Here is a 24,627-nt window from a genome sequence, read left to right on the forward strand (position 1 = left end):
CTATTTGTATTCGACCAGCGTCGCGTTTTTGCCTCTCAGCCGGGCCAGATGAAACTGGGCCACGCCCAACGCCTCGGGAAATTTGCCCAGCACCGTGAAAAACGCCCAGACCCAGCCGGATCTGCCGCCCCCGTCCCGCACGGCCAGTCGCGCAACCTGAGCAGGATAAATCAGGCTCAGCATCAATGCCCATGGCGTGATCAGCACCAGAACCACGATCAGCACCGGCAATCCCGCCCCCCAAAACACAGCCCGACGGGTTTCGCGCACCCAGTGGCGTTCCGGCGGCGCGCCATGCAAAAACGCCCCTTCGGCAAAGGCATGCCCCGCGCGCCGTGCGCGTTTCCACCATTGCCCGACCCGTGTGATGTTGGCGTCATGCCGGGTCATCTCGGCGTCCAGCCGCCAGATCGTCCATCCGGCTTGCCGCAAGCGCACGCACAATTCGGGTTCTTCCCCCGCAATCAGGCTGTCGCGATACCCGCCCACGGCCTCCAGCGCCGCGCGCCGCATCAGGGCATCGCCACCACAGGCCAGCGCCTCGCCAACCGGCGTGTCCCATTCCCGGTCGCACAGCGCATTATAGATTGACGCCTCGGGATGCGCCTCGCGTCGGCGTCCACAGACGACGGCCGCGTTCGGATGTTCCCCTAGAAACCGCTCCGCAGCGCCCAGCCAACCGGGATCGACCGTGCAATCGCCATCGACAAACTGCACAAGGTCCGCGCGGGCCAAAGCCAAACCGGCATTGCGCGCCCGCGCCGCGGTAAAGGGCAGGGACATGTCCAACGCGACGACCTCGGCCCCCAAGGCGCGGGCCTGATCGACACTGCCATCGGTTGACCCCGAATCGACATAAATCAAACGCTGAACCCGCCCCTGCAACGACTGGAGACACGCGATCAAACGCGCACCTTCATTGCGGCCAATCACGACCGCGTCGATCCGGGGGGCTAAGTTTTGCATTGCAGATCCTGATGGTTCGGGACTGATAAAACCCTAACGGCACAAGCAGCGCCCGCAAGGGCAGACGCGGTTTGACCGGGCTGAAACATTTTTAATTTGACACTTGAATTAATTGCGGAAACACTTGCCCCAGGTTTTTGGGAGGAACTCATGTTCATCGGATTGGATCTCGGGACATCCGGGGTGCGCGCGCTTTTGGTGTCTGAGGACGGGCAGCCGTCACACAGCACCGAAGCCGCTGTACCGATGGCGCATCCCCATGCGGGGTGGAGCGAACAGGAGCCCGCCGACTGGATCACCGCCGCCACCGATGCGCTTACGGCTCTGGTTGCAAAAGCCCCCGATCAGGTGGCCAAGGTGCGCGGCATCGGCCTGTCCGGCCACATGCACGGCGCGACCATTCTGGACCACTCCGACACGCCCCTGCGCCCCTGCATCATGTGGAACGACACCCGCAGCCACGCCCAGGCCGCGCGACTGGACGCTGATCCGGCATTCCGCGACATCTCGGGCAATATCGTGTTTCCCGGCTTCACCGCCCCGAAACTGGTCTGGATGGCCGACCATGAACCCGATCTGTTCGCCCGTGTCGCCACCGTCATGCTGCCCAAGGACTATCTTGCCCTGTGGTTGACCGGACGGCGCGTCACCGAAATGTCGGATGCCGCCGGAACGTCCTGGCTGGATGTGGGGGGGCGCAAATGGTCCGATGACCTGCTGACCCGCAGCGGAATGGCACCCAGCCAGATGCCGGATCTGGTCGAAGGCAACGCCGTAATCGGCACCCTGCGCGATCCTTTGGCCATCGATCTCGGCCTTCCCAAAGGCATCGCTGTTGTCGCCGGAGGCGCAGACAACGCTGCCGCGGCCTGCGGGGCAGGGGCCTTGCGCGAAGGCGACGGGTTTGTCTCACTCGGCACATCCGGCGTGCTTCTTGCCGCCCGCGACGGGTTTGCGCCGAAACCTGACAGCGCCGTGCACACGTTTTGCCACGCTGTTCCCGACACCTGGTACCAGATGGGCGTGATATTGGCCGCGACCGACTGCCTGAACTGGCTGTCCCGGATGACCGGCGCGACACCCGCCGAACTGACCGCAGAACTGGGCGACACGCTTCAACCCCCCGGCCCGGTCCGCTTCTTGCCGTACCTCTCGGGTGAACGCACGCCGCATAACGACAGCGCCGTGCGCGGAACCTTCCTGAACCTCGATATCGCCACCAGCCGCGCCGATCTGACCCGCGCGGTGCTGGAAGGCGTCAGCTTTGCCCTGCGCGACAATCTGGATGCGCTGAAATCGACCGGCGCGCAGCTTGAAACCCTGCTGGCCATCGGCGGTGGAGCGCGCTCGCGCTATTGGGTCGATTTGCTCGCCACAACGCTCGACCTGCCGCTGGACCTGCCCGAACAGGGCGATTTCGGCGCAGCGCTGGGCGCGGCCCGACTGGCGATGTCCGGGGTCACCGGAACCAGCCCGACCCAGATCATGACCCGGCCGCCCATCGCCGAAACCATCCATCCGCGCGCTGACCTGCGTGATGCCTTTACGGCGGCCCACGCAGATTTCGCCGCCTCATATCCTGTTTTGAAAGCCATGCCATGACATCCTTTTTCAAAGATATCGCCCCGATCAAATTCGAAGGTCCCGACAGCACAAACCCCATGGCCTTCCACCACTATGACCCGGACGAAATCGTCATGGGCAAACGGATGGAAGACCACCTGCGCTTCGCCGTCGCCTATTGGCACAGCTTCGCGTGGGAGGGCGGAGACCCCTTCGGCGGACAAACCTTCGAACGTCCCTGGCACCCGCAAGACGACATGGGCCGCGCCAGGGTCAAGGCCGATGCCGCCTTCGACATGTTCGACATCCTTGGCCAGCCGTATTTCTGCTGGCACGACGCCGATATTCGCCCCGAAGGCCCGGATTTCGCAACCTCGCTGCGCAATTTCGAAGAGATCATTGCCTATTTCCAAGAGAAAATGGCCACCCGCAAGATCAGACTGTTGTGGGGCACCGCCAATATGTTCAGCCACCGCCGCTGGATGTCCGGCGCGTCAACCAACCCCGACCCGGATGTGTTTGCCTATTCCGCCGCGACCGTGAAAACCTGCATGGACGCGACCCACAAACTGGGCGGCGAAAACTATGTGCTCTGGGGCGGGCGCGAAGGCTATGAAACCCTGCTCAACACCGACTTGGGGCGCGAGCTTGACCATATGGGCCGCTTCCTGAACATGGTGGTCGAATACAAGCACAAGATCGGCTTCAAGGGCGCGATTCTGGTCGAACCCAAACCGCAAGAGCCGTCAAAGCACCAGTATGACTATGACGCCGCCACCTGCATCGGCTTCCTGCGCAAGTACGGGCTTGAGGACGAGGTCAAACTGAACCTCGAACAGGGCCATGCCATTCTTGCCGGGCATTCTTTTGAACATGAAATCGCCACCGCCACCGCCGAAGGCATGCTGGGATCGATCGACATGAACCGGAATGACTATCAATCCGGCTGGGACACCGACCAGTTCCCCAACAACGTCCCCGAGGTCGCGCTGGCCTATTACCACATCCTGAAGTCAGGTGGGTTCGCCACAGGGGGCACCAATTTCGACGCCAAACTGCGCCGCCAATCGCTGGACGCCGAAGATCTGATCGCCGCCCATGTCGGCGGGATGGACATCTGCGCGCGCGGGCTGAAGGCCGCCGCCGCGATGCTGGAGGATGGTGGCCTTGAAACCGCGCTGAGCGACCGCTACGCCGGATGGGACACAGCCGACGCCAAAACCATGCTCGACAGCGATCTCGACACGATCTTTGCCAGCGTCCTCAGCGGAAACGTTGCACCAGAACCGCGTTCGGGCCGTCAGGAAATGCTGGAAAACTACGTCAACCGGTTCGTCTAGGCCATGTCCGTGACGCGCCATGTTCTCAGCGATGGCGACGTGTCCGTTGCCATCCTGAACATTGGCTGCACCCTGCAAGACTGGCGCGTGCCCATGGGCGACCGGCGCGTGCCGGTCGTTCTCGGCTTTGCTGATCCGCAGGATTATGTCGGCTCCCAAGGGTACCTCGGCGCGATTGTCGGGCGCGTTGCCAACCGGATCTCGGGCGCGCAGTTTGATCTGAACGGCGAAACCTTCCGCCTTCCGGCCAACGAACCGCCCAACCACCTGCATGGCGGCCCCGAAGGGGTCCATACCCGGATCTGGGATATGGAGCCCGATGGTGACACGGCGGTTCGGCTGACGCTGACATCGCCCCACATGGATCAGGGCTATCCCGGTCGTCTGGATGTCTCGGTCACGATCACATTGTCGGGGTTTGACCTGACCTATGACATCCGCGCCAGATCGGACCGCCCGTCGCCGGTCAATCTGGCCCAACACGCCTATTACAACCTGATGGGCAGCGGTCCGGTCTCTGCCCATATGCTGTCCATTGCCGCCGACCGCACGACACCCACCGACACCCACCTGATCCCGACCGGCGCCACGACAGAGGTCACCGGCACCGATGCCGATTTTCGCCAACCCCGGCCCGTCGGCACAACGCCCCGCGATCTGAACTATGTGCTGACCGGCCCCGCTCCGGCGGCCCGCCTGCATGCCCCGAACGGCCTGTCGATGACGCTTTGGAGCGACCAGCCCTGTCTGCAACTTTATACGGCACACGCCTTGCAGGCGACTGCGCCCGCGCTTGCCGGGCAAACGCATGGCCCCTTCGCCGGGATCTGTCTTGAAGCGCAGCAATACCCGAATGCCATCAACACACCAGACTTCCCGATGACCCTGATCACACCGGATCAGCCCTATCGACAGGCCCTGCGCCTGCGCATCGCGCCCAAGGGGGCATCATGATCCGCGCTCACCTCTTGGCTGCCATGTTGGCCTTCACCGCCTCAACCACAGCTGCCGACCCGCTGCCTGATCCCGTGGCCCATTTCCCCGCCGTGGACATGGACGAGGTGCGCTTGGGCCAATTGCTGTTCTACGACCGCATCCTCAGCGGCAACAAAACCGTGTCCTGCGCCACCTGCCACCACCCCGATTTTGGCACCTCCGATGGGCTGTCCCTTGGCCTTGGCGATGGCGGACATGGGTTGGGAGCGAACCGAAAATTCGATCCCGAAAACCGCCCCGAACAACGCATTCCCCGCAATTCGCCCGCGCTGTTCAACCTCGGCGCCTCAGAATTCACCCGGTTCTTCCACGATGGCCGGTTGGAACAGGACGCGACCCGCCCCTCCGGCATCCGCACACCTTTGGGCGCGGATATGGAAGTCGGATTTGCCTCGGCCCTGTCCGCACAATCCATGTTCCCGGTTCTGTCACCGGATGAAATGGCGGGCCATTATTCGGAAAACGACGTGGCGCAAGCCGTGCGACAGGGGCTTTTGACCGGCCCGGGCGGGGCATGGTCGATCCTGTCGGACCGGGTCGAGGCGATCCCGGACTATCGCACCGCCTTCGATCAGGTCATTGGCGAGCGACCCGTTCACTTCACCGACATCGCCAACGTCATCGCCGCCTTCATCGCGTTTGAATGGCGCGCCGATGACAGCCCGTTCGACCGCTTCCTCAAAGACAACACAGCTCTTTCCGTCCCCGCAGCCCGCGGCATGGCGCAGTTCTATGGCGACGCCGGGTGCAGTACCTGCCACTCTGGCCTGTTCCAGACCGACCACGATTTTCACGCCATCGCCATGCCGCAGATCGGTCCCGGAAAAGCGGCGCGGTTCGAACGCCACAGCCGCGACACCGGGCGCTTGCGGGTGACCGGCAATCCCGAAGATGCCTATCGCTTCCGCACGCCATCTTTGCGAAACGTGGCCCTGACCGCCCCTTACGGGCATGCGGGCAGCTATCCGGATCTGGGATCCGTTATCCGCCACCATTTGAACCCGGTCGCCGGACTGCACGGGTATGACCTGACAACAGCGGTCCTTCCCGATTTACCCGGCGCCGACGACCTTGCGGTGCTTTCTGACCCCGGCGAGGTCGCACAGATCGAAGCTGCAAATACGCTCGCTCCCCGCACAATGACCGACCAGCAGGTCAGCGACCTGATCGCCTTTCTGCATGCGCTTAGCGATGAGATCAGCCTGAAAGGCAGGCTGGGCGTCCCGGCCACCGTGCCAAGCGGTCTGCCGGTGGATGGGCAGGGCAGCTAGTTCTGACCCCCAGCGCCGCGATCTTTCGAAATCGACTGATCGGCGTGCAAGTCGGCCCAGTCTGACATGACGCCATCAGGCCAGATCACCCGCAGTCGCACTGTGTCAACCGGGCCAAGGCCAAAATGCTCAGGCCCCGCGACGCCACCGGCATGACCGCCGCCCACGGTGATCTCGCGCGTTTGAACGGTTTTGCCGTCATCCACTTCGATCCACGCCCCAACGGCCCGCGTGTTCGGCCCGGGTTGCGACAGGCTGACAGACAGCCAATGCCCCGCGTCCGGCGTTACGTTCTGCCAGATTTCCAAAGGTGCTCGCCGGTTCACAACCGCAAGGTCCAGAAGGCCATCACCGTTGAAATCGGCCAGAACCGCCCCGCGACTGCGATGCAGGCTGGCAAGTCCGGCTGTGTCCCCGGCTTCGGAAAACCGCCCGTCGGCCATCTGGATCAACAGATTATTCGGATCGTCCATCGCGGCATCAGGCATCTGTTCGACATTGCCCTTGGCGATGAAAACATCGTCCCGCCCGTCATTCTGCACATCGCCAAAGGCAACGTGCCAGCCGGTCGATGGCCGCCCGTCGCCGCCCAGATAGGGCCGGTGCGCCGTGGTGCCCATCTCAAACGGGACATCTTCGAACACAGGTCCGCCGCTGCCACTCAGCCGCTGCAACCGCTGATCACCCATCGAGGTCATAAACACCTCGGTTGATCCATCCCGATCAAGATCGCGCGCAGCGATGCCCATGCCCCACAGCTTGTGATCCTGCCAGCCATCGGCTGCACCGTACAGGCGCGGAACCGGCGACATTTCCCACAACTGCTCCTGCCCGGTATCGACATAATAGTGCCGGTCATTGCTGACCCGCAGCGCCATTTGCCCCGAACGGTTCCAGTCGTAAAACAGCATGGACAGCGGGCAATACCCGGGAACCAGCGGGGCAGGCGGGCGATACCCATCGCCTTGCGGACGGTACAGCATGTTGGCATCACAAGCCCGAAACGGCCCCTTGGCATCGGTTCGGTCGACATAGTTCCCAAAGGCCAGCGTTGGCAGCGCCTGCCCACCCTCCCACATCGCAGAAAATGCGGTGGTCCAACGCGCGCCCGAGGTGAAGCCCAGCCCTGTGAAGGGCGCAAATGTGCAATCCGGGCCGCCTTTCATCAACATGTTCTCGCCAACGCGCAGCACGGCAAGATCCAGAACCCCATCGCCGTCGATATCCAACGGATACGCGCCGGTGACACCCGTCACCGCCAGCGCCTTGGGCGTCTCCGCCCGAAACGCGACCCGGTCGGTGGACATGTTGCGCATCAACATCGCAGGCGCACTGCCGCCCGCTGCGTATAAGTCCAGCAAGCCATCCGCATCGCAATCGAACCCGGCCAATCCGCCGCCGACAAAATGCTCCCATCCGCCGGTATAGCTGTGGGCGGGGGCCTGAACCGGTTCAAACCGAGGCTCTGCCACCGCCGCCCCGGCCAGCGTCAGCGCCAGACACACCTCAAGCCGCATGGTCACTCAACCCGGCCAGCGCCAGTTCCGACACCTTGTCCAACGCATAGGCCGCAGCGCCCTGCGCCCACATCAGATCACCCCATTTGTGGATCACAACGTCGGGGGGCGGCTTGTCGATCTGGACGATGGATTTGCGCATCGCGGTGATCACATCATCCGCAAACAGGTGGTCAAACTGCATCTGCTCGCCCGCCAGAATGATCAGTTCGGGGTCAAAGATGTTGACCAGATTGGCCAGCCCCATCGCGAACATCCGTCCGGCACGATCCACGATTGTCTTCGCCGCAGGGTCCCCCTGTTTCGCGGCAGACAGTAGTGATTTGACCCGCGCGCTGCTGTCTTCATCGTCATTCGTCGCCGCCACAATCGACGCTTCGCGCAGCAGGGCGTAATCGGCGACATAAGCCTCAAGACAGCCGCGCTGCCCGCAGCGGCAAAGCGCCCCGTCCAGATGTACCTTGGTGTGGCCGAATTCTGCCCCGCAGCCGCGCGTGCCCCGGTACAGCTCTCCGCCGATCATCAGACCCATGCCAACGCCGCTTTCAATCGTCACCACGATGAAATCGTTGTGGGTCTTGCCCAACCCGAACCGATGTTCGGCCACGGCCACCAGATTTGCATCGTTGTCGATAAATGCAGGCACGCCCAACACGTCGGTCAAAACCGCCCCGAACTGCACATTGCGTTCGTTCAGCGACGGCGACCAATGCACAAACCCGCCCCCGGCCTGCACCATCCCGGCAATCCCGATACCAACGCCGGACACGTCCGAAGGCGCATGCCCGGCAACCTCGGCCAATTGCGCCACCGCATCGCGAATGTCACCGGCCAGCTTGTCCGGCGATTGCCGCGTCTGGTCCAGTTCGGTTTCCAACGTGGCAATCTGGCTGCCTTCGAAGTCCAGCAAGACCAGCGACAGCTTCAGGCTCGACACTTTCACCCCCGCGATCAGCCGGGCATCGCCGCGAATCTTCAGATCGACTCGCGGACGCCCGCGGCGGGCATCGCCGTCTGAATCCTCGCGCGCGACCTCTTCTATCAACCCGTTTTGCAGGAACTCGGCGGTGATCGTGGTGACCGTCGCCCGGCTGATCCCGGTCTTGTCGGCCAGTTCGATCCGCGGCACACGCCCCGATTGCCGGATCTGTTCCAGCAAGACGCGTCGCCCGTGTTCTCGTTGCAGAACAGCCATTTATCCTCCTCCTCACCGGGACAGCAGCCAAAAGCCGGTCGCCGGAAACGTCCTGACAGGTAAGGCCGTTACCGAACCCGCAATCAAGAGCCTGTTCAGCTTATACGATTTAATTTGACTTACAAATTAAAATCAAACACGATGCTCTTACAGGTCGTGCCACATGTGAACAGGTGCGACCAAAAACGTCTTGGGAGGACATCATGAGATTATTTGCAGCCGCGACGGCGGTAATCGCCGGTACGATTATCGGCACAGCTGCACTCGCAGAAGACATTGTGGTCGGCGTCAGCTGGTCCAATTTTCAGGAAGAGCGCTGGAAGACTGACGAAGCCGCCATCAAATTTGCGCTCGATCAGGCCGGTGCGACATACATCTCGGCAGACGCTCAAAGCTCGTCGGCCAAGCAATTGTCAGACATCGAAAGCCTGATCGCACAAGGGGCTGACGCGCTGATCATCCTGGCTCAGGATGCTCAGGCCATCGGCCCGGCGGTTCAGGCCGCAGCCGACGAAGGCATCCCGGTTGTCGGTTATGACCGCCTGATCGAAGATCCGCGCGCGTTCTACCTGACCTTCGACAACGTCGAAGTTGGTCGTATGCAGGCCGCAGCCGTTCTGTCAGCCGCGCCCAAGGGCCGGTATGTTATGATCAAAGGCTCGCCCACCGACCCGAACGCGGATTTCCTGCGCGGCGGTCAGCAGGAAGTGCTGCAGGCAGCGATTGACGCAGGCGACGTGACCATCGTTGGCGAAGCCTACACCGATGGCTGGTTGCCCGCGAACGCGCAGCGCAACATGGAGCAGATCCTGACCGCAACCGACAACGGTGTTGATGCTGTTGTGGCGTCAAATGACGGCACCGCAGGTGGCGTAGTGGCCGCGCTGACCGCGCAGGGCATGGACGGTATCCCGGTGTCGGGACAAGACGGTGACCACGCCGCGCTGAACCGTGTTGCCAAGGGCACCCAAACCGTGTCGGTCTGGAAAGACGCGCGCGAACTGGGTCGGTCTGCCGGGCTTATCGCTGTGTCGCTTGCCAAAGGCACCGAGATGTTTGGCATCAAAGACAGCCAGGAATGGACGTCGCCAGCCGGGACCAAGATGAACGCCGTGTTCCTTGCACCGATGCCGATCACCAAAGACAATCTGACAGCCGTTGTTGATGCCCAGTGGATCACCAAAGACGCGCTGTGCCAGGGCGTGACCAACGGCCCGGCCCCCTGCAACTAAACCGCTCGCGGATCCCCCTGTCCCGGATATGTCCGGGGCAGGGGTGCTGAACCGCAGGATACATCATGACACATTCTGATACTGACCAGACCCGCGCGCCAGCGCGCCGGAATTTCGTGCAACAACTTGATCTTGATCTCAGGCTGCTGGGCATGATCGGAGCGTTCGCCATCCTGTGCATCGGGTTCGACCTGCTGACAGGTGGCCGGTTCCTGACGCCGCGCAACATCTTCAACCTGACGATCCAGACCGTCTCGGTCGCGATCATGGCCACGGGCATGGTCTTTGTGATCGTCACCCGCAATATTGACCTCAGCGTCGGCGCGCTTCTGGCAACCTGCTCGGCTGTGATGGCCATGACGCAGACCCAGTGGCTGCCAAACATTTTCGGCCTTGAACTGGGCAACCCGCTGATCCCGTGGATCACCATCGCGTTCGGGTTGTTTGTCGGGGCCCTGATCGGATCGTTCCACGGCTGGCTGGTCGGCTATCTGACAATCCCCGCGTTTATCGTGACGCTGGGTGGCCTTCTGGTCTGGCGCAACGTCGGATGGTATCTGACCAGCGGTAAAACCATCGGCCCGCTGGACCCGACGTTCATGAAATTCGGCGGCATCAACGGCACGCTGGGCGAAACCGGGTCATGGATTCTGGGCCTCATTGCCGTTGCGGCCGCGCTGTATGCGCTGTACTCGGCCCGTCGCAATAAGCAGAAACATGGCTTCACCGTCAAACCGCTCTGGGCCGAAGGCGTTCTGGCCGGGCTGACCGCGGCGGTGATCCTTGGCTTCGTGGCGACGCTGAATGCCTATGAAATCCCGACGCGCAAGCTCAAGCGGATGTTCGAAGCGCGGGGCGAGGTGATGCCCGAAGGCTTCACTCAGGCCTACGGCATTCCGATCTCGGTTCTGGTTCTGATCTTCGTGGCCATCGCCATGACCGTGCTGGCGCGGCGCACCCGGCTTGGTCGCTATATCTTTGCCACCGGCGGCAACCCCGACGCGGCGGAACTCAGCGGCATCAACACGCGCTGGCTGACGGTCAAGATCTTCGCCCTGATGGGCACGCTGTGTGCTCTGTCTGCCGTGGTCGCGTCGGCCCGACTGGCCAATCATTCGAACGATATCGGCACATTGGATGAACTGCGCGTCATCGCCGCTGCCGTCATCGGGGGCACCGCACTCAGCGGCGGCGTGGGCACGATTTACGGCGCGATCCTTGGCGCTCTGATCATGCAGTCGCTGCAATCGGGCATGGCCATGGTCGGTGTGGATGCACCGCTTCAGAACATTGTTGTCGGGGCCGTTCTTGTCCTCGCCGTTCTGATCGACATCCAGTACCGCAAGCGCGCAGGAGCCGCGAAATGATTTGTACAAAACGGACAAAGGGGGCGTCATGACCAGTACAAAACGGACAAACGGCGGTACACCGCTGGTCGAAATGCGCGACATGTGCATCGCCTTCGGAGGCGTCCACGCCGTCGATCACGTCAGCGTCGACCTCTATCCCGGCGAAGTCGTCGGCCTTCTGGGGCATAACGGAGCTGGCAAATCGACCCTGATCAAGATGCTGTCGGGGGCCTATCAGGCGGACAGCGGCGAGATCCTGATCAACGGTGAAAAGGCCGATATCCAAAACCCTCGTGACGCGCGATCCTATAATATTGAGACGATTTATCAGACACTTGCACTGGCCGATAATCTGGACGCGGCCAGCAATCTGTTCCTGGGCCGCGAACTGGTAACGCCGCTGGGATTTGTCGACGAAGACGCCATGGAAGCCGAAAGCCGCAAGATCATGGCGCGGCTGAACCCGAATTTCCAGAAGTTCGCTGAACCGGTGTCAGCACTATCGGGCGGTCAACGCCAATCCGTCGCTATCGCACGTGCCGTATACTTCGACGCACGCATCCTGATCATGGACGAACCAACTGCCGCCCTTGGTCCGCATGAAACCCAGATGGTGTCGGAACTGATCCAGCAGCTGAAGGCTGAAGGTATCGGTATCTTCTTGATAAGCCACGATATTCATGACGTTCTGGAACTGTGTGACCGGGCCAGCGTGATGAAGAATGGCAAGCTGGTTGGTACTGTTGACGTTGACGATGTGACCGATGATGACCTGCTGAGCATGATCATTCTGGGCAAAAAACCGGGCGAGGCCGCAGCGTAAAAGATGCGTAATACTGTCTGGTCAAAGCGGAATTTGAGAGGTCGGCGATGAGCGTTCTTGTCGCCGATGTCGGAGGTACAAACACGCGCCTCGCGATCCTTGAACCCTCGGGAAATCTGAGCGCGCCACAGCGGTATTCCAACGATAGCTACGCCAGTTTCGAAGCGGTTTTAGAGGCCTTTGGCCCGCAAAAGTTCGACGGCTGTGTGATTGCGATTGCGGGGCCAGTCACCCGGGATCGTGCGCAATTGACCAATAGAAACTGGGTGTTTCACCGCCCGACGATTGCGCGGCAATTGGGTTTGCCGGGTCCCGATAGCGTGCGGTTGATGAATGACCTCGCAGCTTTGGGTCACGCATTGCCGGGGGTCAGATCCGATCAGCTGTCTCACATCCGCCCCATCCAAAACAGCGCCGGTACCAACGGGCAGGCGCTGGTCGTGGGCATCGGAACCGGGTTCAACGTGGCCTTGGTCAAGCTGTCTCAACAACAACCCGTGGTTCTGGAAGCCGAGCTGGGCCATGCCTGTCCCCCGGCCTCGGTCTCGCATGCGCTGGCGGCAGCCTGGGGCGATGCGCCCGAGCGGTTTGTGACCAACGAAGACGTGTTTTCGGGCCGTGGATTGGCAAAGGTACACCAACTGCTTGCAGGGGGTACATTGCTTACTGGGCCGGACATTCTGGCCAATTATGAAAACGACGTGGCCGCTGCGCATACCGTTGATTTATTGGCAGAATTACTGGGTCTCTTGACCCAGCAGCTGATCTATATGTACCTGCCGTTTGACGGCGTTTACTTCGCTGGCGGGGTCGCGAGGGGGATCCTTGGCTCACCTGCACGCGGTCATTTCCTGAACAAGCTCAAGTCACCCGGTCCCTTCGCAGATCAGACCGACAGGGTGGCGGTGCGATTGATCAACGATGATGCTGCAGCCCTGGGCGGGATTGCCGGCGTCGCCACATCGGCAGGTCTGCTACACCGCGATCCGGTCTGATCTTTCAGCGCCCGATTGCATAGGCTTGCATCAGGCGCGGCGTCGCTGCTGCATGCAGCATCCCGTCTGGACGGCGCGAGGCAGCCGTCAGGCGGCCAACGGTCCAGGCCTCGGCCAGCTCGACGTTATGCCCCTTTGATTTCAGCGCCCGGATGGTTTGCACGTCGACTCCGGACTCGACCATCAGATGCCCGGGTCGGACCTCGTGCGGGTAAAACGAAGCCTGAAAATGCCCGGTGTGAAACAGCGGTGCATCAATAGCTTCCTGCAGGTTCAACCCGCCATGGATCAGGCGCAGAAGGAAAACCAGCTGCCACTGATCCTGCTGATCCCCGCCCGGTGTCCCAAAGGCCAAAGCGGTCCCATCCGGGCCACGCGCCATCGAAGGCGACAAGGTCGTTCGCGGACGGCGCCCCGGGGCCAGCGAGGTCGGCAAGCCTTCGTCCAGCCAGAACATCTGCGCCCGCGAATTCAGCGGCATACCAAGTCCGGGAATGATCGGCGAGGATTGCAGCCACCCGCCAGACGGCGTGGCCGAGACCATGTTGCCCCATTGATCGATCACATCCAGATGCACAGTATCACCGCGACGGGAGCTGAGATGCGCCATCGTGGGTTCGCCCGCACCCGCGCCCACAGGCGCGCCGGACGTCTGAGCCGCACGGTGGATTGCAGCATCGGCCCACGCTTGGTACCCCGGCACGGCGCCCGGGCGCTGATCGTGCGAGGCGCGATTTGAGATCATCGCAAGCCGTTCGGCCCCGTATTGCGGCGACAGCAAATGATCGATGGGAAGCGACGTCTGCACCGGGTCACCATAATAGGCTTCACGGTCTGCGAAGCTGAGTTTCATGGTTTCGGTCACAAGATGTACGAAATCAGACCCGGACAGGTCCATTTCCCCCAGATCGGCCCCCTTCAGGGTGTTCAGCGACTGCAATAGCGCGGGTCCCTGGCTCCACGGTCCGCATTTCCAGACGGTCCATCCGTGATAGTCCAGAGCCAGCGCGGGCTCATAGTTTGCCTGCCAACCCGCCATGTCCGCGCCGGTCAGCACGCCTTTTCGACGGCCACCAGCCGCATCCATGACGCAGGCATCGGACAGGTATGTGTCGATCGTTTCGGCGATAAACCCTTCGCGGAAGATCCGTCGGGCGGCGTCGATCTGCGCCGTGCGGGACCCTTCGGTCATAGCCTGAGACAGCAACCGGTCCCACGTCTGCGCGAGATCGGGATTGCAGAACAGCTGCCCCGCTTCGGGCACGTCGCCCCCCGGTAGCCAACAGGCATGCGAACTGGGCCATTCCTGTTCAAAGAACTCAGCCAGTCCGGCGATGGTGCCAGAGACGCGCTCCAACAGCGGATGACCGTGCCGTGCATAGTGAATCGCCGGTTCCAGCACGTCGCGCAGGCTGAGCCGTCCATGATCGCGCAGCATCAGCATCCACGCGTCGAACGCCCCGGGAATGACGGTCGCCAAAAGCCCCGATCCGGGGATCATGTCCAACCCTTCGGCTTTGTAATGCGCGATGGTGGCACCGGCAGGCGCAGGGCCTTGTCCGCATATCACCGTTGGGGCGTCTTCGTCCGCAGGCCAGATCAATGCAGGCATATCGCCCAGCGGGCCGTTCAGATGCGGTTCGACCACATGCAGCACGAACCCCATGGCGACAGCGGCATCAAAGGCGGTGCCGCCCTGTTCCAGTATCTTCATGCCCACGGCAGACGCGATCCAGTGGGTCGAGGTCGCCATGCCGAAAGTCCCGGCAAGTTCGGGGCGTGTGGTAAAGCTCATCGATATCTCCGGCTTCGGGACTTAGTAATCCCGCTCAAAATAGACGCCGATACCGGATTCTCCGGTGCTGTCGACTGTTCCACGCAGGGTCAGGGAGTCGGTCACATCAAGGTTCAGGTTCAGCTCGGTTTCGCCACGGGTGTTTACGGTGACATCGGTATAGATGTTGTCGGCGATATAGGCTCCGGCGCCGACTTTGCCGTTGCCGCCTGCGTCGGTGCCGATGTCCAGCGTGTCGACCCCGGTTGCGTCTTTGATCCCTGCTTTGGTGCCGCCGCCAGACCCGCTCATCGCGGCAAGCGAGGCGGCCATCTGGGCGATGACAAACGGTGAGAGTTGCGAGAACCGATTGCCGAACAACAGCATTGCCAGCGCCTCTTCGGGTGGGCGTTCGGGATCGGCCGTCACACTGACTACGGGGGCAGAAATCGGTCCTTCGATCTGGAATGTGGCCTGACCGTCAGACGTTGTGGTCGAGGATTCGAAGTCGACGTAAGGCGACAGGTCGCCCTGAAGCGACACGATTCCCTTGGTCAGTTCCAACCGCCGTCCGATCAGGTCAAGCGTCCCGCGGATCAGTTCGATCTGGCCCGAGGGCGCAACGTTTGTCGTTGTTCCGCCAATCTGCAGCGCGCCGCCCAATTCTGCCTGCAGACCAAAGCCGGTGGCAAAAACGCGGTTTGGGGCCAGCAAAGCGATGTCCAGACCAAAGCCCGCGCCGCCTCCGCCGCCTGAATCGGTCTGGACCAGACCCGCGCGTTCGCGCGTCGTAAAAGCTGCGGAGGGTTCGGATATGTGACGGATTGGCGGGATCGGGGCCGCACCGACGCCGCCCGAAATTGCGTTCAGGTTGATGTTGGTTTCACCAAACGTGACCTGTCCGGCGATGTTCGCGCCGCCGGTCAGGGGGCCTGCCATCACGATCTGACCATTGGCCGAGGACGTAAAGCTGACATTGTCGGTCAGGATCAGGTTCACCAGATCGACCGCGATACGCCCGTCAAACGGTGGTGTCAGTGCCACCGGGCCCTGCACTTTGAACCCGCCACCTGCACGCAGATTGCCGGTCACGTTTACTGAGGCTTGCGAGTCGCGGATTGCAACCGTCGCTCCGATGTTTTCGATCGCCTGCGCCACTGACGGGATTGCCAGCGTCGTGCCCGACGTTGTGATGGTGCCGCTAAGCGCCTGAAGGGAGGGTTTGCCGTTCAAAGACATGTCGAACTTGGCCAGACCCGCCACCTGATTGGGCGAAATGAACAGGTTGGCCGTGTCCAGCCGCAACTGCCCCGTGGCATCGACATCGGCTGTCCCTGCGGTTTGGTCATAGGTTCCGGCCACATTTGCCTCAATCGCACCGGGGCCGGTGGCATCGGTTTTGATTGTCCAAAGGGTGCCGTCACGCTGTGCGGTACCTTTGGCGGTGAGCGTGCCAACCAATTCAGGAACGAACCGTTCCAGACCGTTAAAGGCCGCATCAAAGATTAGGTCGGCCTTGCCCTTCGGATCGATGGTGCCTTTCAGATCGGCGAATGAACTGTCGGGGCCTTTCAGGGCAGCGTCGGCGGTCCAGATGCCGTCGGTTTGTTTGGCGTTGCCTTTTGCCGTCAGCGTGCCGCGGATCTGGGGCACAAAGCGTTCGATTTCGCTAAAGGCCGCATCAAAGTCGATATCGGCTGTGCCAGCCGGATCAAGTGTGCCTTTGAGGTCGGCAAAAGAGGTGTGTGGACCCTTGATCGACGCATCTGCTGTCCATATTCCGTCGGTTTGCTTCAGGTTGCCCTTGGCCGACATCGCGCCTTCAAGCTGTGGCACAAAGCGTTCAAGCTGGCTGAAGGCCGCTTCGAAATCGACATCTGTCGTGCCTTTGGGGTCGAACCGGCCTGTCAGATCGGCAAACGATGAATGTGGACCCTTCAAAGAAACGTCGCCGTCCCAAGCTGTGCCGTCTTGTTTGACATCACCGTTCAGAGTCAACGGGCCCGAGACCTGAGGCAGAACGCGTCCAAGATTGTCGATTGCAGCCTGGAACGTCAGCGCGCTGTCGGTGCTGGCCAATTGGCCCTTGGCCTTGGCGCTGAGCGCTGACCCGTTCAGGACGAAGTCACGGATATCCAGCCCGGTTTCGCTGCGCTTGGCGTCCAGAGACAGGTTGGTCTGCCCGGCAATCAAGGCGTCGACCTGATCGATTCCGGCCTTTAGGTCACGCCCCAGTACATCCAGTTTGAAATCGAAACTGCCGCCCAGAGGCGCGCCTTTGCCGTCAAGTTCGGCGTTAACCGACCCGGCAAGGTCACGACCGGCCAGCCCCGAAAACCGCGACAGATCCGCCGCGCCGATGCGCATAACGCCGTCCATCTCGAACCCGCTGTCCAGTCCGGCGACTTCACCATCGACCGTCGCGGTATAGTCGGTTCCGATCAGCTCAAACCCTTTGAGATCGAGCGTTTTGTCTTTGTCGAGTGCGAAGAAACCGTTCAGCGTGATGTCTTCGCCAACGGCCGTATTCAGCTTTTCATCGGCAAAGACCAAAGCTGTCAGCCCTGCGCGGATTGATCCTTGCAGGTTCAACCCATCGTCTTGCGTTAGTTTGCCGTTTGCCAGAACTTGTGCCTGTTCAAGCGTCAGGTCCGGGCGGTTCAGTTTGTCAGCAGTCAGGATCAGGTTCCAGTCATCCCCGGCAGCCTTGTCCAGCTGGACTGTGAACAGCGCGCTGCCCAACGTGGTGCGCGGGGACAGTGGGAGCAGGACAGAGTCACCGCTGGGCGGAAGGATGTCGCCATCCAGCTGCACCTTTTCAATCACGCCACCCGGCGCAAGCGACACCTGCCCTTGCAGCGATAGGGCATTCGAAGACAGGTCCAGCGTGTTGATCGCCAACCGTCCGTCCGGGTCGCTGCGGCCCTCAACACTCAGAAGCGTTTTCGAGCCGAAAAACTCGCGATAGTCTTCCGGTAGCATCGGGGTCACATCGCCGGACAGATCGGCCGTAAACGCGATACTGTTGCTCGGCTGATCTTCAGGCGTATCCGGTGTCGGCACGCCTTCCAGTTTGACGGTTCCGGCAAGACGCTGGGCATCGTCGGTCGCCAGCGAGATATCGGCGGCGAACTGGGTGACCGGCCCTGACCCTTTGACGGTCAGCAACAAGGGCGGCGAGTCAGGTATTTTCAGAACGGTCGAAATCAACCCGCCCTGATCTTCGATGGCTTTCAGGTCGACCGTGATTTCACTGGTTTCATTTTCGAATTTCGCGATCAGGTCGATCTCGTCACCGGGGCGGTCAAGTCGGGTGATGGCAAGGTTGGAATCCAACGCGCCATTGGCAAGCGAGACCGCGCCCTTTAGCGACAATTCAGCCGCCACGCCGATCAGAGGCTCGCCCAACGATATTTTGTCGACCCGGATCTCTCCGATTTCGATGGCAACCGGCAGTTCCGGCAGTTGAAACGGCTGTGCCTCGGCTGTCGGGATTTCGGGGTCAGCGGGAACCGGTTTGGGCGTGCGGGCGATTTCGATCTCGTCCGCAGCAAGCGAATTCACCGAAAACCGGCCCCGCACCAGTGCAAGGCGGTTCCAGTCAAGAACCGCGCCCGTGATCCGCAGCCAGACGCCATCATCGTCCGAGACGGCGATTTCTTCGATTGTGGCGCGCGAACTCAACGCTCCGGTCACGCCGCGTACACTGATGTATCTGTCATCCGAAGACAGGGTGTCTTCCAGGAAACGTACCAGCATGCCGCCGGATTCTTTGTCGTCCTGCGCGAACAGTGGTGTGGCGCAAAAGGTGATCAGCACCAGTGTGAGTGATAAAAACCGTCTCAAAATGCCTGACCTATCCCGATGTAAAACTGCAATCCGTCGCCTGTGGACCCGTCGACCGGATACGCAAGGTCCAGACGCAGTGGCCCGAACCCGCCCAGTTCATACCGAACACCAAGACCGGCCCCTGCGTGCATGGCAGAGTTGTTGTTGATGAAAGAATCCGCATCGACTGCGCCGACATCATAGAAACCGACCAGAGACAGCTTGTCGGTAACCTTGCCCCGCACTTCGAGTGAGGCCGCAAGATAGGACTTCCCGCCGGCGATGTCGCCGTTTGGCGGAACCGGAATACCAAGGGATTCATAGGGCTGGCCTCTGACCGAACCTGCGCCGCCCGAAAAGAACAAAAGTTCCGGAGTCACATCCTGTTGCGAGGCACCGATGATTGAACCGGCCTGCAGCCGACCGGCCAGCACAATCCGTTCACCCAACGGAAAATATGTTCGACCATCCGCCAAGATCTGGATTCCGGAATCGGTACCTGACAAACCCGCAAATGGCATGAACTGGGTGTTCAGGAAGAACCCGCGTTTCGCGTTTACCTTGTCATCTCGTCTGTCCCATTCGATACGGAGAGGAAGGAACAAATACTGGAACTTCCGATTGTCCCCAAACGCGTCATCGGCTTTTGAATAGTTGTAAAGCAACGACAACTCGCCATACAGGTTGTCCGAGAAAGTTCGCCGGACACCCACGCCGAGCAGGCCGCGCGTAACCTTGTAGTGTGTGCGGTTCAGCCGCTCAAACTCGGCCACATAGAAAAAACTGTCATCGGGACCCAGCGCGTCGGGCTGTTCAAGCCTGACGCCAATCCGACCATCGATGTCTTCGGTTCCACCAATGTTGCGAACGCTTGCTTCGAAACGCAGCCGCGCGGCGCGCTTCATCACGTTGCGGTGGATCCAGATAAACGAAAGATCAAGCCCTTCGTTGGACGACAGTTCGCCGCCAAACGAAAACCGGCGCGGCAGGTTGTCTTCCATCGTCGCGGTGAAATCCAGCGTTCCGTCCGGATTGGGGACCTCGTCTTCGCGAATGGACACGGATGAGAATGTTCCGGTGCGGCGCAGACGGGTGCCGACCTTTTGCAGGGCGTCCGGGTCGTAAACCTCGCCGGTCGGAAAACCCGCGATGTCACGGATCGATTTTTCGCGGACCTCGGTATCGCCTTCCAGCCGCAGATTGCCGAACTTCAGTTTTGGTCCCGGATTCAACGCCACTTGCGAATCAATCCTGGCCTGAACGTGGTTTGCGGTGATGTTCTGATCTCCGACATCTGCCTTGGGATACCCCACAGCCCGCCAGCCGGTCACACCGGCACTGGCCGCGTCGCGGATCGCGCCGGTTGTTGCCGTCTGACCGGTTGCATAGGTTTCCGGAATCTCGGTTCCAGGCGCAACAGGCGCGATTTCGGCGGTGCCGAACTTGAACTGCGGTCCGGCCGTGACCGTGATTTCGATGGTGCTGACCGATGACGGAACGTCCAGCGGTGGGATGGTCGCAGCCTCGCGCCCATTCAGGCGGATGTTCACGACCGGGCTGAAATATCCTTCGTCATAAAGCACCTGCACCATGGTGTTATAGTCGGATTGGGCCGCCGCCAGCAACTCGTGCGGGGTGGTCAACCCACGGTTCTGGGCGCCCATGACAGCCGAGGCCCCGCTAAGCCGTTCTTGCAACTCTTCGGGTGACCCCGGAGCGGTTAACGACGTTTCAAAAGCAAGCGCGGCGCCAGCAGGCCATAGGGCGCAAATCAGCGCAAAGCTGCGCAATGAAGCGCCAAAGTCATTCCAAATTCTCATCACGAGGCCCCAGGTTGCCTGTCTGTTGACCTGACGGTGATAATAACAGTCGTGTCAGGGTCTTTGTTAACTGGTAACATACCATATCCAGACTTAGGAAACCCAAAATACGGTGGTTGGTCACAAACTGTAGTGTTTTGACGGTGGGTGTCGAAGATCGGCGTAGCGATGATGATCTGATCGTCAGGACTGCGCCATCAGGGCTGCGACGTCCAGCATGCGGGCCGAAAATCCCCACTCGTTATCATACCAGCCGAACACCCTGATTTGTCGCGAACCAGACATAAGGATTTCAGGTGTTGCAATCACAAGGGATTCTGGCCGGGCGCGCAAGTCGGATGATACCAGCGGCACGTCGGTCAGCCCCAGCACTGGCGAGGTTTCGACAGCTTTGCGCAGTGCCGACACGAATGTGTCTTGGGTAAAGTCGGTCTGCAGTTGCGCCACAAGATCAACCGCTGACACACTGGCAGTCGGCACCCGAACAGCCGCACCGCTGATCCGCCCGGCCAGATGTGGCAGGACCACGTCGATCAACTGCGTCGCGCTGGTGGTCGTCGGCACCATCGACAACGCTCCGGCGCGGCTGCGGGCAAGATCGCCGCGTGGCGCATCCACCATCGGTTGGCTGTTGGTATAGCAATGGATCGTCGTCATATGCGCCCGGTCCAACCCGGCAATCTCGTCCAGAACCCGAACCAGCGGCGCAAGGGCATTTGTTGTGCACGAGGCGTTCGACACGATCTTGGCATCTCCCAACATGTCGTCATTGGCGCCACGCACCAGCGTCACCTCGGCTGCAGGCGATGGCCCCGAGATCAGAACCTTTGCCGCCCCGGCCTCAAGCCCGCGCTTGGCCAGATCGGATGTGCGCGCGATGCCGGTGCATTCAAGCAGAACATCAACACCTGACAGATCGATATCGCGAATATCCGGCGTGCAGGACATCGGGATCTGGCGGTCCGCGATCCTCAGAGCACCGGGGTCGGTTTCAACTTGTCCGGGAAAAGGGCCAAAGGTGCTGTCGTACTGGAACAGGTACGCACAGGTCTCAAGAGGGGCGATATCATTGACGTGCACAACGTCGATCTCCTGACCCACGGGGGTGGTCAGGATTTGCCGCAGAATGGTGCGGCCAATCCGTCCGAATCCATTAATTGCCAGTCTCATGCGACAGGCTTGGCAGGGCTTTTGATCAAATTCAACAGGAATGCGATTTCGTGATCACGGTACCCGGGATATACCGGTTCCTTGCGAGCGCCGGTTTTGGTCACTTGGACTTGCCCGCAACACAAGTGTAGACAGGATGTGTTCAGGTTTTTCCAAGGGAGTTCCCTATGAAGCGTTTCGTTGTGATGTTGTTGGCAGTTATTGCCATCGGCGCAGGGGCGGCTCAGGCACAAGGCGTTGCCCGGATCGTCGGCAAAACCGGCCTCAGCCCGGAAGACCTTGCCATCATGAGCGAAAATGCCCGGAAGTTGTACGATGTTGCGGCCCCTCAGGTGGGCAAGTCGACTGACTGGACCAATCCTGACAGCAATGCGTATGGGACAACGACTCTGATTGGCATGGCCGACGGCTGCGCCACCATTCAGCAGATCGCGCACCCCAAAGGGCAAGATCAGGCCTTGGACATTCGCAGCCGTGTGTGTCGCAATGCCGAGGGAAAGTGGATTCTTCAGCCGTAAGGCTCAGAGCCGATCCAGCACGCCGGTCTGGCGCAACTCTGCCGCGCAGCGTTGCAACCCTTTCAGGATCGGGTCCGGGGCCAGGACCCCATCACGCCCCCGCGGTAATGAACTGCCCAACACGACCGGCATCGCGCCCGGCCCGGTCACGGGTACGGCCAACCCGATAATCCCGGGTTCGAATTCGCTGTCAGTGACCGTGTACCCATCACGCCGCGCTGCCCGGATACGGGTCAGGATTTCGTCCGCCGTGGTCAACGCGTGATCGGTGGGGCGCGGGATACCGGATTGGGAAATGATGCGCGCCGCGACTTCGTCCGGGGCGCCAGCCAGAAGCATCCGGCCAAGGCTGGTGTGTAGCAACGGCAATCGGCTGCCAGCGGTGAACCCTTGCGACACAAGCCCGTCGGTCACGGTGGATTGGGCCAGCAGCATAACCGCGCTGCTGTCGCGCGTTGCAAGGCTGATTTCGGTGTCGAGCGTCACGGCATGCCGGTTCAGCACGGGTTGAACCAACCGTCCAAAGCCACGCGCTTGCAGGAAGCCGCCTGCAATCGACAGAACTTTGGGTGTCAGGGAAAAATGCCGATCATCCTGCCGCAGATACCCCATGTCCAGCAAGGTCAGCGCCCCCCGACGCGCGGCGGCGCGGTCTTGTCCGGTAGCGCGGGCGATCTCGGCCAGTGTCAGCGATGGAGACAGCCCGTCAAAGGCTTCAAGCACGGCAAGCCCCTTGGCAAAGGTTGACGCCAAATTGCGATTTTGTGCAGTGTTTTCGTCGGGCATCGGGTGCCTCGGCTTGACAGGGTTCAGACTAAGCGGTCAGTATGATCGTATATAGACCCATTTGTTCGTATAACGCACGCTTTGTGCATGAAAGTCAATTCGGTTGTACAGCCAATCAGGAGATCCCCATGATCAGCCAGGAAATGAACGACAGCCTGACCCGCGTCGGGCGTGGAACAGATGCCGGCGAAGTCTTGCGACGTTACTGGCAACCTGCCGCGCTGAGCGATGAGCTGGTGTCGGGGCGGCCCGTGGTGCCTGTGCGCCTGATGGGCGAAGACCTTGTTTTGTTCCGCGACAGCTCGGGCGCTTTGGGGCTGATTGGTCGCCGCTGCCCGCATCGCGGTGCCGACATGTGTTATGGACGCTTGGAAGACAACGGTCTGCGCTGCCCGTTTCACGGCTGGCATTTCGACCGAACCGGGCAGTGCGTCGAACAACCGGGTGAGCCGGAAGGCTCGCGCATGCATGAACAGATCCAGTCTCCGTCGTATCCGGTTGTCGAACGCAACGGCATCGTCTGGGCCTATATGGGGCCGGGCGATGCGCCCGCTTTCCCGAATTTCGACTGTTTCCGGGCCCCGGATACGCATGTCTTTGCGTTCAAGGGTCTATGGGAATGCAACTGGTTGCAGGCGATGGAGGTTGGTATTGACCCTGCCCATGCATCGTTTCTGCATCGGTTTTTGCAGGACGAAGACCCAGCCGACAGTTATGGCAAGCAGTTCCGTGACGGCGTTCAGATCGGGGCTGCAAAGACTGAAATCCCGATGACGAAGCTTTTGCGTGATTATCCCCGGCCCGAGATCAAAGTGGATGAAACCAACTATGGGCTAAAGCTGACCGCGCTGCGCCATCTTGAGAACGGGCGCACCCATGTGCGCGTGACCAACCAGATCTTTCCCGAAGCGATCTGCATCCCGATCAGCCGCGAAATGACCATCACGCAATGGCATGTCCCGATCGATGACCACAATTGTTACTGGTATTCCATGTTCACCAGCTTTGGCGATCCGGTGGACAAGACGGTCATGCGCGACCAGCGACTGAAAGAACACCGCCTGCCGGACTATGCGCCGCTGAAAAACGCGCGTAACAATTACGGCTATGATCCGGACGAGCAGGACAGCCAGACCTATACGGGCATGGGCCTTGATATCAACGTGCACGATCAGTGGGCGGTGGAAAGCATGGGGGCCATTCAGGACCGCACGCAGGAACATCTGGGCAAAACCGATGTGGGCATCATCCGGTATCGCCGGATGTTGCGCAACGCCATCGCGGCGCTGGCCGAAGGACGCGAAGGCGATTTGCCGATGCTTAATGGCACTGACCCCACGACGATCTTCGGGCCGGTGTCCAACGACTCGATTGCCGAAGACGGCGCGCTTGAGCAGGCAACCCGCGACAGCGACATGGCGCGCCGACAGGCGTGCGGCTGGGATGCCGCCTTGCCGGACCCGGTCTGAGCAAAGAGGCATTAC

The 24,627-nt window shown here is 61.0% G+C and carries 18 protein-coding genes; 10 read left to right on the forward strand and 8 right to left on the reverse strand.

All coding sequences use genetic code 11. The features are described from left to right. Nucleotides 1–966: a glycosyltransferase family 2 protein gene (locus FOY56_RS10750; protein ID WP_146345842.1), complete on the reverse strand. Its 966-nt coding sequence runs from the start codon at nucleotides 964–966 to the stop codon at nucleotides 1–3. A 150-nt stretch (nucleotides 967–1,116) separates the two neighbouring features. Between FOY56_RS10750 and xylB the strand changes: the two genes are divergently transcribed. Genes xylB through FOY56_RS10770 form a run of 4 tightly spaced genes read left to right on the forward strand, consistent with a single transcriptional unit; the run spans nucleotide 1,117 to nucleotide 6,136 of the window. After that, entirely contained in the window at nucleotides 1,117–2,568 is a 1,452-nt protein-coding gene (xylB, locus tag FOY56_RS10755; RefSeq protein ID WP_146345843.1) for a xylulokinase, read from the forward strand. Continuing rightward, nucleotides 2,565–3,869, forward strand: coding sequence for a xylose isomerase (xylA, locus tag FOY56_RS10760; RefSeq protein WP_146345844.1), 1,305 nt, complete (start codon nucleotides 2,565–2,567; stop codon nucleotides 3,867–3,869). The genes xylB and xylA overlap by 4 nt, the downstream gene beginning before the upstream one ends. 9 nt (nucleotides 3,870–3,878) lie before the next feature. Further along, a complete protein-coding gene (locus FOY56_RS10765) occupies nucleotides 3,879–4,823 on the forward strand; it encodes an aldose epimerase family protein (RefSeq protein WP_186766310.1) in 945 nt (314 codons plus the stop codon). After that, nucleotides 4,820–6,136 (forward strand): cytochrome-c peroxidase, encoded by a 1,317-nt coding sequence (locus tag FOY56_RS10770; RefSeq protein ID WP_186766311.1) that lies wholly within the window; start codon nucleotides 4,820–4,822, stop codon nucleotides 6,134–6,136. Before FOY56_RS10765 ends, FOY56_RS10770 begins: the two co-directional genes overlap by 4 nt. Here FOY56_RS10770 and FOY56_RS10775 read toward each other — a convergent pair. Continuing rightward, nucleotides 6,133–7,653: an FG-GAP-like repeat-containing protein gene (locus FOY56_RS10775; RefSeq protein WP_146346032.1), complete on the reverse strand. Its 1,521-nt coding sequence runs from the start codon at nucleotides 7,651–7,653 to the stop codon at nucleotides 6,133–6,135. The two genes, FOY56_RS10770 and FOY56_RS10775, sit on opposite strands and share 4 nt — an antisense overlap. Then, on the reverse strand, nucleotides 7,643–8,848 hold the full coding sequence (locus FOY56_RS10780; RefSeq protein ID WP_186766312.1) for an ROK family transcriptional regulator: 1,206 nt from the start codon (nucleotides 8,846–8,848) through the stop codon (nucleotides 7,643–7,645). Before FOY56_RS10780 ends, FOY56_RS10775 begins: the two co-directional genes overlap by 11 nt. 203 nt (nucleotides 8,849–9,051) lie before the next feature. Between FOY56_RS10780 and xylF the strand changes: the two genes are divergently transcribed. The 4 genes from xylF to FOY56_RS10800 all read left to right on the forward strand — a co-directional run bounded on the left by xylF (nucleotide 9,052) and on the right by FOY56_RS10800 (nucleotide 13,247). Further along, the gene (xylF, locus tag FOY56_RS10785) at nucleotides 9,052–10,080 is read left to right on the forward strand and encodes a D-xylose ABC transporter substrate-binding protein (protein ID WP_146345846.1); all 1,029 of its coding nucleotides are present in this window, start codon (nucleotides 9,052–9,054) and stop codon (nucleotides 10,078–10,080) included. 65 nt (nucleotides 10,081–10,145) lie between these two features. Then, on the forward strand, nucleotides 10,146–11,447 hold the full coding sequence (locus tag FOY56_RS10790; protein ID WP_146345847.1) for a sugar ABC transporter permease: 1,302 nt from the start codon (nucleotides 10,146–10,148) through the stop codon (nucleotides 11,445–11,447). Nucleotides 11,448–11,475: 28 nt separating this feature from the next. After that, nucleotides 11,476–12,252, forward strand: coding sequence for an ATP-binding cassette domain-containing protein (locus FOY56_RS10795; RefSeq protein WP_146345848.1), 777 nt, complete (start codon nucleotides 11,476–11,478; stop codon nucleotides 12,250–12,252). A gap of 47 nt (nucleotides 12,253–12,299) precedes the next feature. Next, nucleotides 12,300–13,247, forward strand: coding sequence for a glucokinase (locus tag FOY56_RS10800; protein ID WP_146345849.1), 948 nt, complete (start codon nucleotides 12,300–12,302; stop codon nucleotides 13,245–13,247). Between the two features lie 4 nt (nucleotides 13,248–13,251). Here FOY56_RS10800 and FOY56_RS10805 read toward each other — a convergent pair whose 3' ends face one another. The 4 genes from FOY56_RS10805 to FOY56_RS10820 all read right to left on the reverse strand — a co-directional run bounded on the left by FOY56_RS10805 (nucleotide 13,252) and on the right by FOY56_RS10820 (nucleotide 21,839). After that, entirely contained in the window at nucleotides 13,252–15,042 is a 1,791-nt protein-coding gene (locus FOY56_RS10805; RefSeq protein WP_146345850.1) for a gamma-glutamyltransferase family protein, read from the reverse strand. A 21-nt stretch (nucleotides 15,043–15,063) separates the two neighbouring features. Beyond that, nucleotides 15,064–18,780: a translocation/assembly module TamB domain-containing protein gene (locus FOY56_RS10810; RefSeq protein WP_146346033.1), complete on the reverse strand. Its 3,717-nt coding sequence runs from the start codon at nucleotides 18,778–18,780 to the stop codon at nucleotides 15,064–15,066. Between the two features lie 83 nt (nucleotides 18,781–18,863). Then, nucleotides 18,864–20,669: an autotransporter assembly complex protein TamA gene (locus FOY56_RS10815; protein ID WP_146345851.1), complete on the reverse strand. Its 1,806-nt coding sequence runs from the start codon at nucleotides 20,667–20,669 to the stop codon at nucleotides 18,864–18,866. Between the two features lie 183 nt (nucleotides 20,670–20,852). After that, on the reverse strand, nucleotides 20,853–21,839 hold the full coding sequence (locus FOY56_RS10820) for a type I glyceraldehyde-3-phosphate dehydrogenase (RefSeq protein ID WP_146345852.1): 987 nt from the start codon (nucleotides 21,837–21,839) through the stop codon (nucleotides 20,853–20,855). A gap of 167 nt (nucleotides 21,840–22,006) precedes the next feature. Here FOY56_RS10820 and FOY56_RS10825 point away from each other — a divergent pair, with 167 nt between their 5' ends. Next, nucleotides 22,007–22,357 carry a hypothetical protein gene (locus tag FOY56_RS10825; protein ID WP_146345853.1) on the forward strand — a complete coding sequence of 117 codons (351 nt, stop codon included), beginning with the start codon at nucleotides 22,007–22,009 and terminating at the stop codon, nucleotides 22,355–22,357. A 3-nt stretch (nucleotides 22,358–22,360) separates the two neighbouring features. On the opposite strand, the gene FOY56_RS10830 is transcribed toward FOY56_RS10825, so the two are convergent. After that, on the reverse strand, nucleotides 22,361–23,143 hold the full coding sequence (locus FOY56_RS10830) for an IclR family transcriptional regulator domain-containing protein (protein WP_146345854.1): 783 nt from the start codon (nucleotides 23,141–23,143) through the stop codon (nucleotides 22,361–22,363). A gap of 128 nt (nucleotides 23,144–23,271) precedes the next feature. On the opposite strand from FOY56_RS10830, the gene FOY56_RS10835 reads away from it, so the two are divergent. Continuing rightward, the gene (locus FOY56_RS10835; RefSeq protein ID WP_146345855.1) at nucleotides 23,272–24,612 is read left to right on the forward strand and encodes an aromatic ring-hydroxylating dioxygenase subunit alpha; all 1,341 of its coding nucleotides are present in this window, start codon (nucleotides 23,272–23,274) and stop codon (nucleotides 24,610–24,612) included. Nucleotides 24,613–24,627 lie beyond the last annotated feature (15 nt).

The sequence above is a fragment of the Falsiphaeobacter marinintestinus genome (assembly GCF_007923355.1).
GTDB lineage: Bacteria > Pseudomonadota > Alphaproteobacteria > Rhodobacterales > Rhodobacteraceae > Phaeobacter_A > Phaeobacter_A marinintestinus.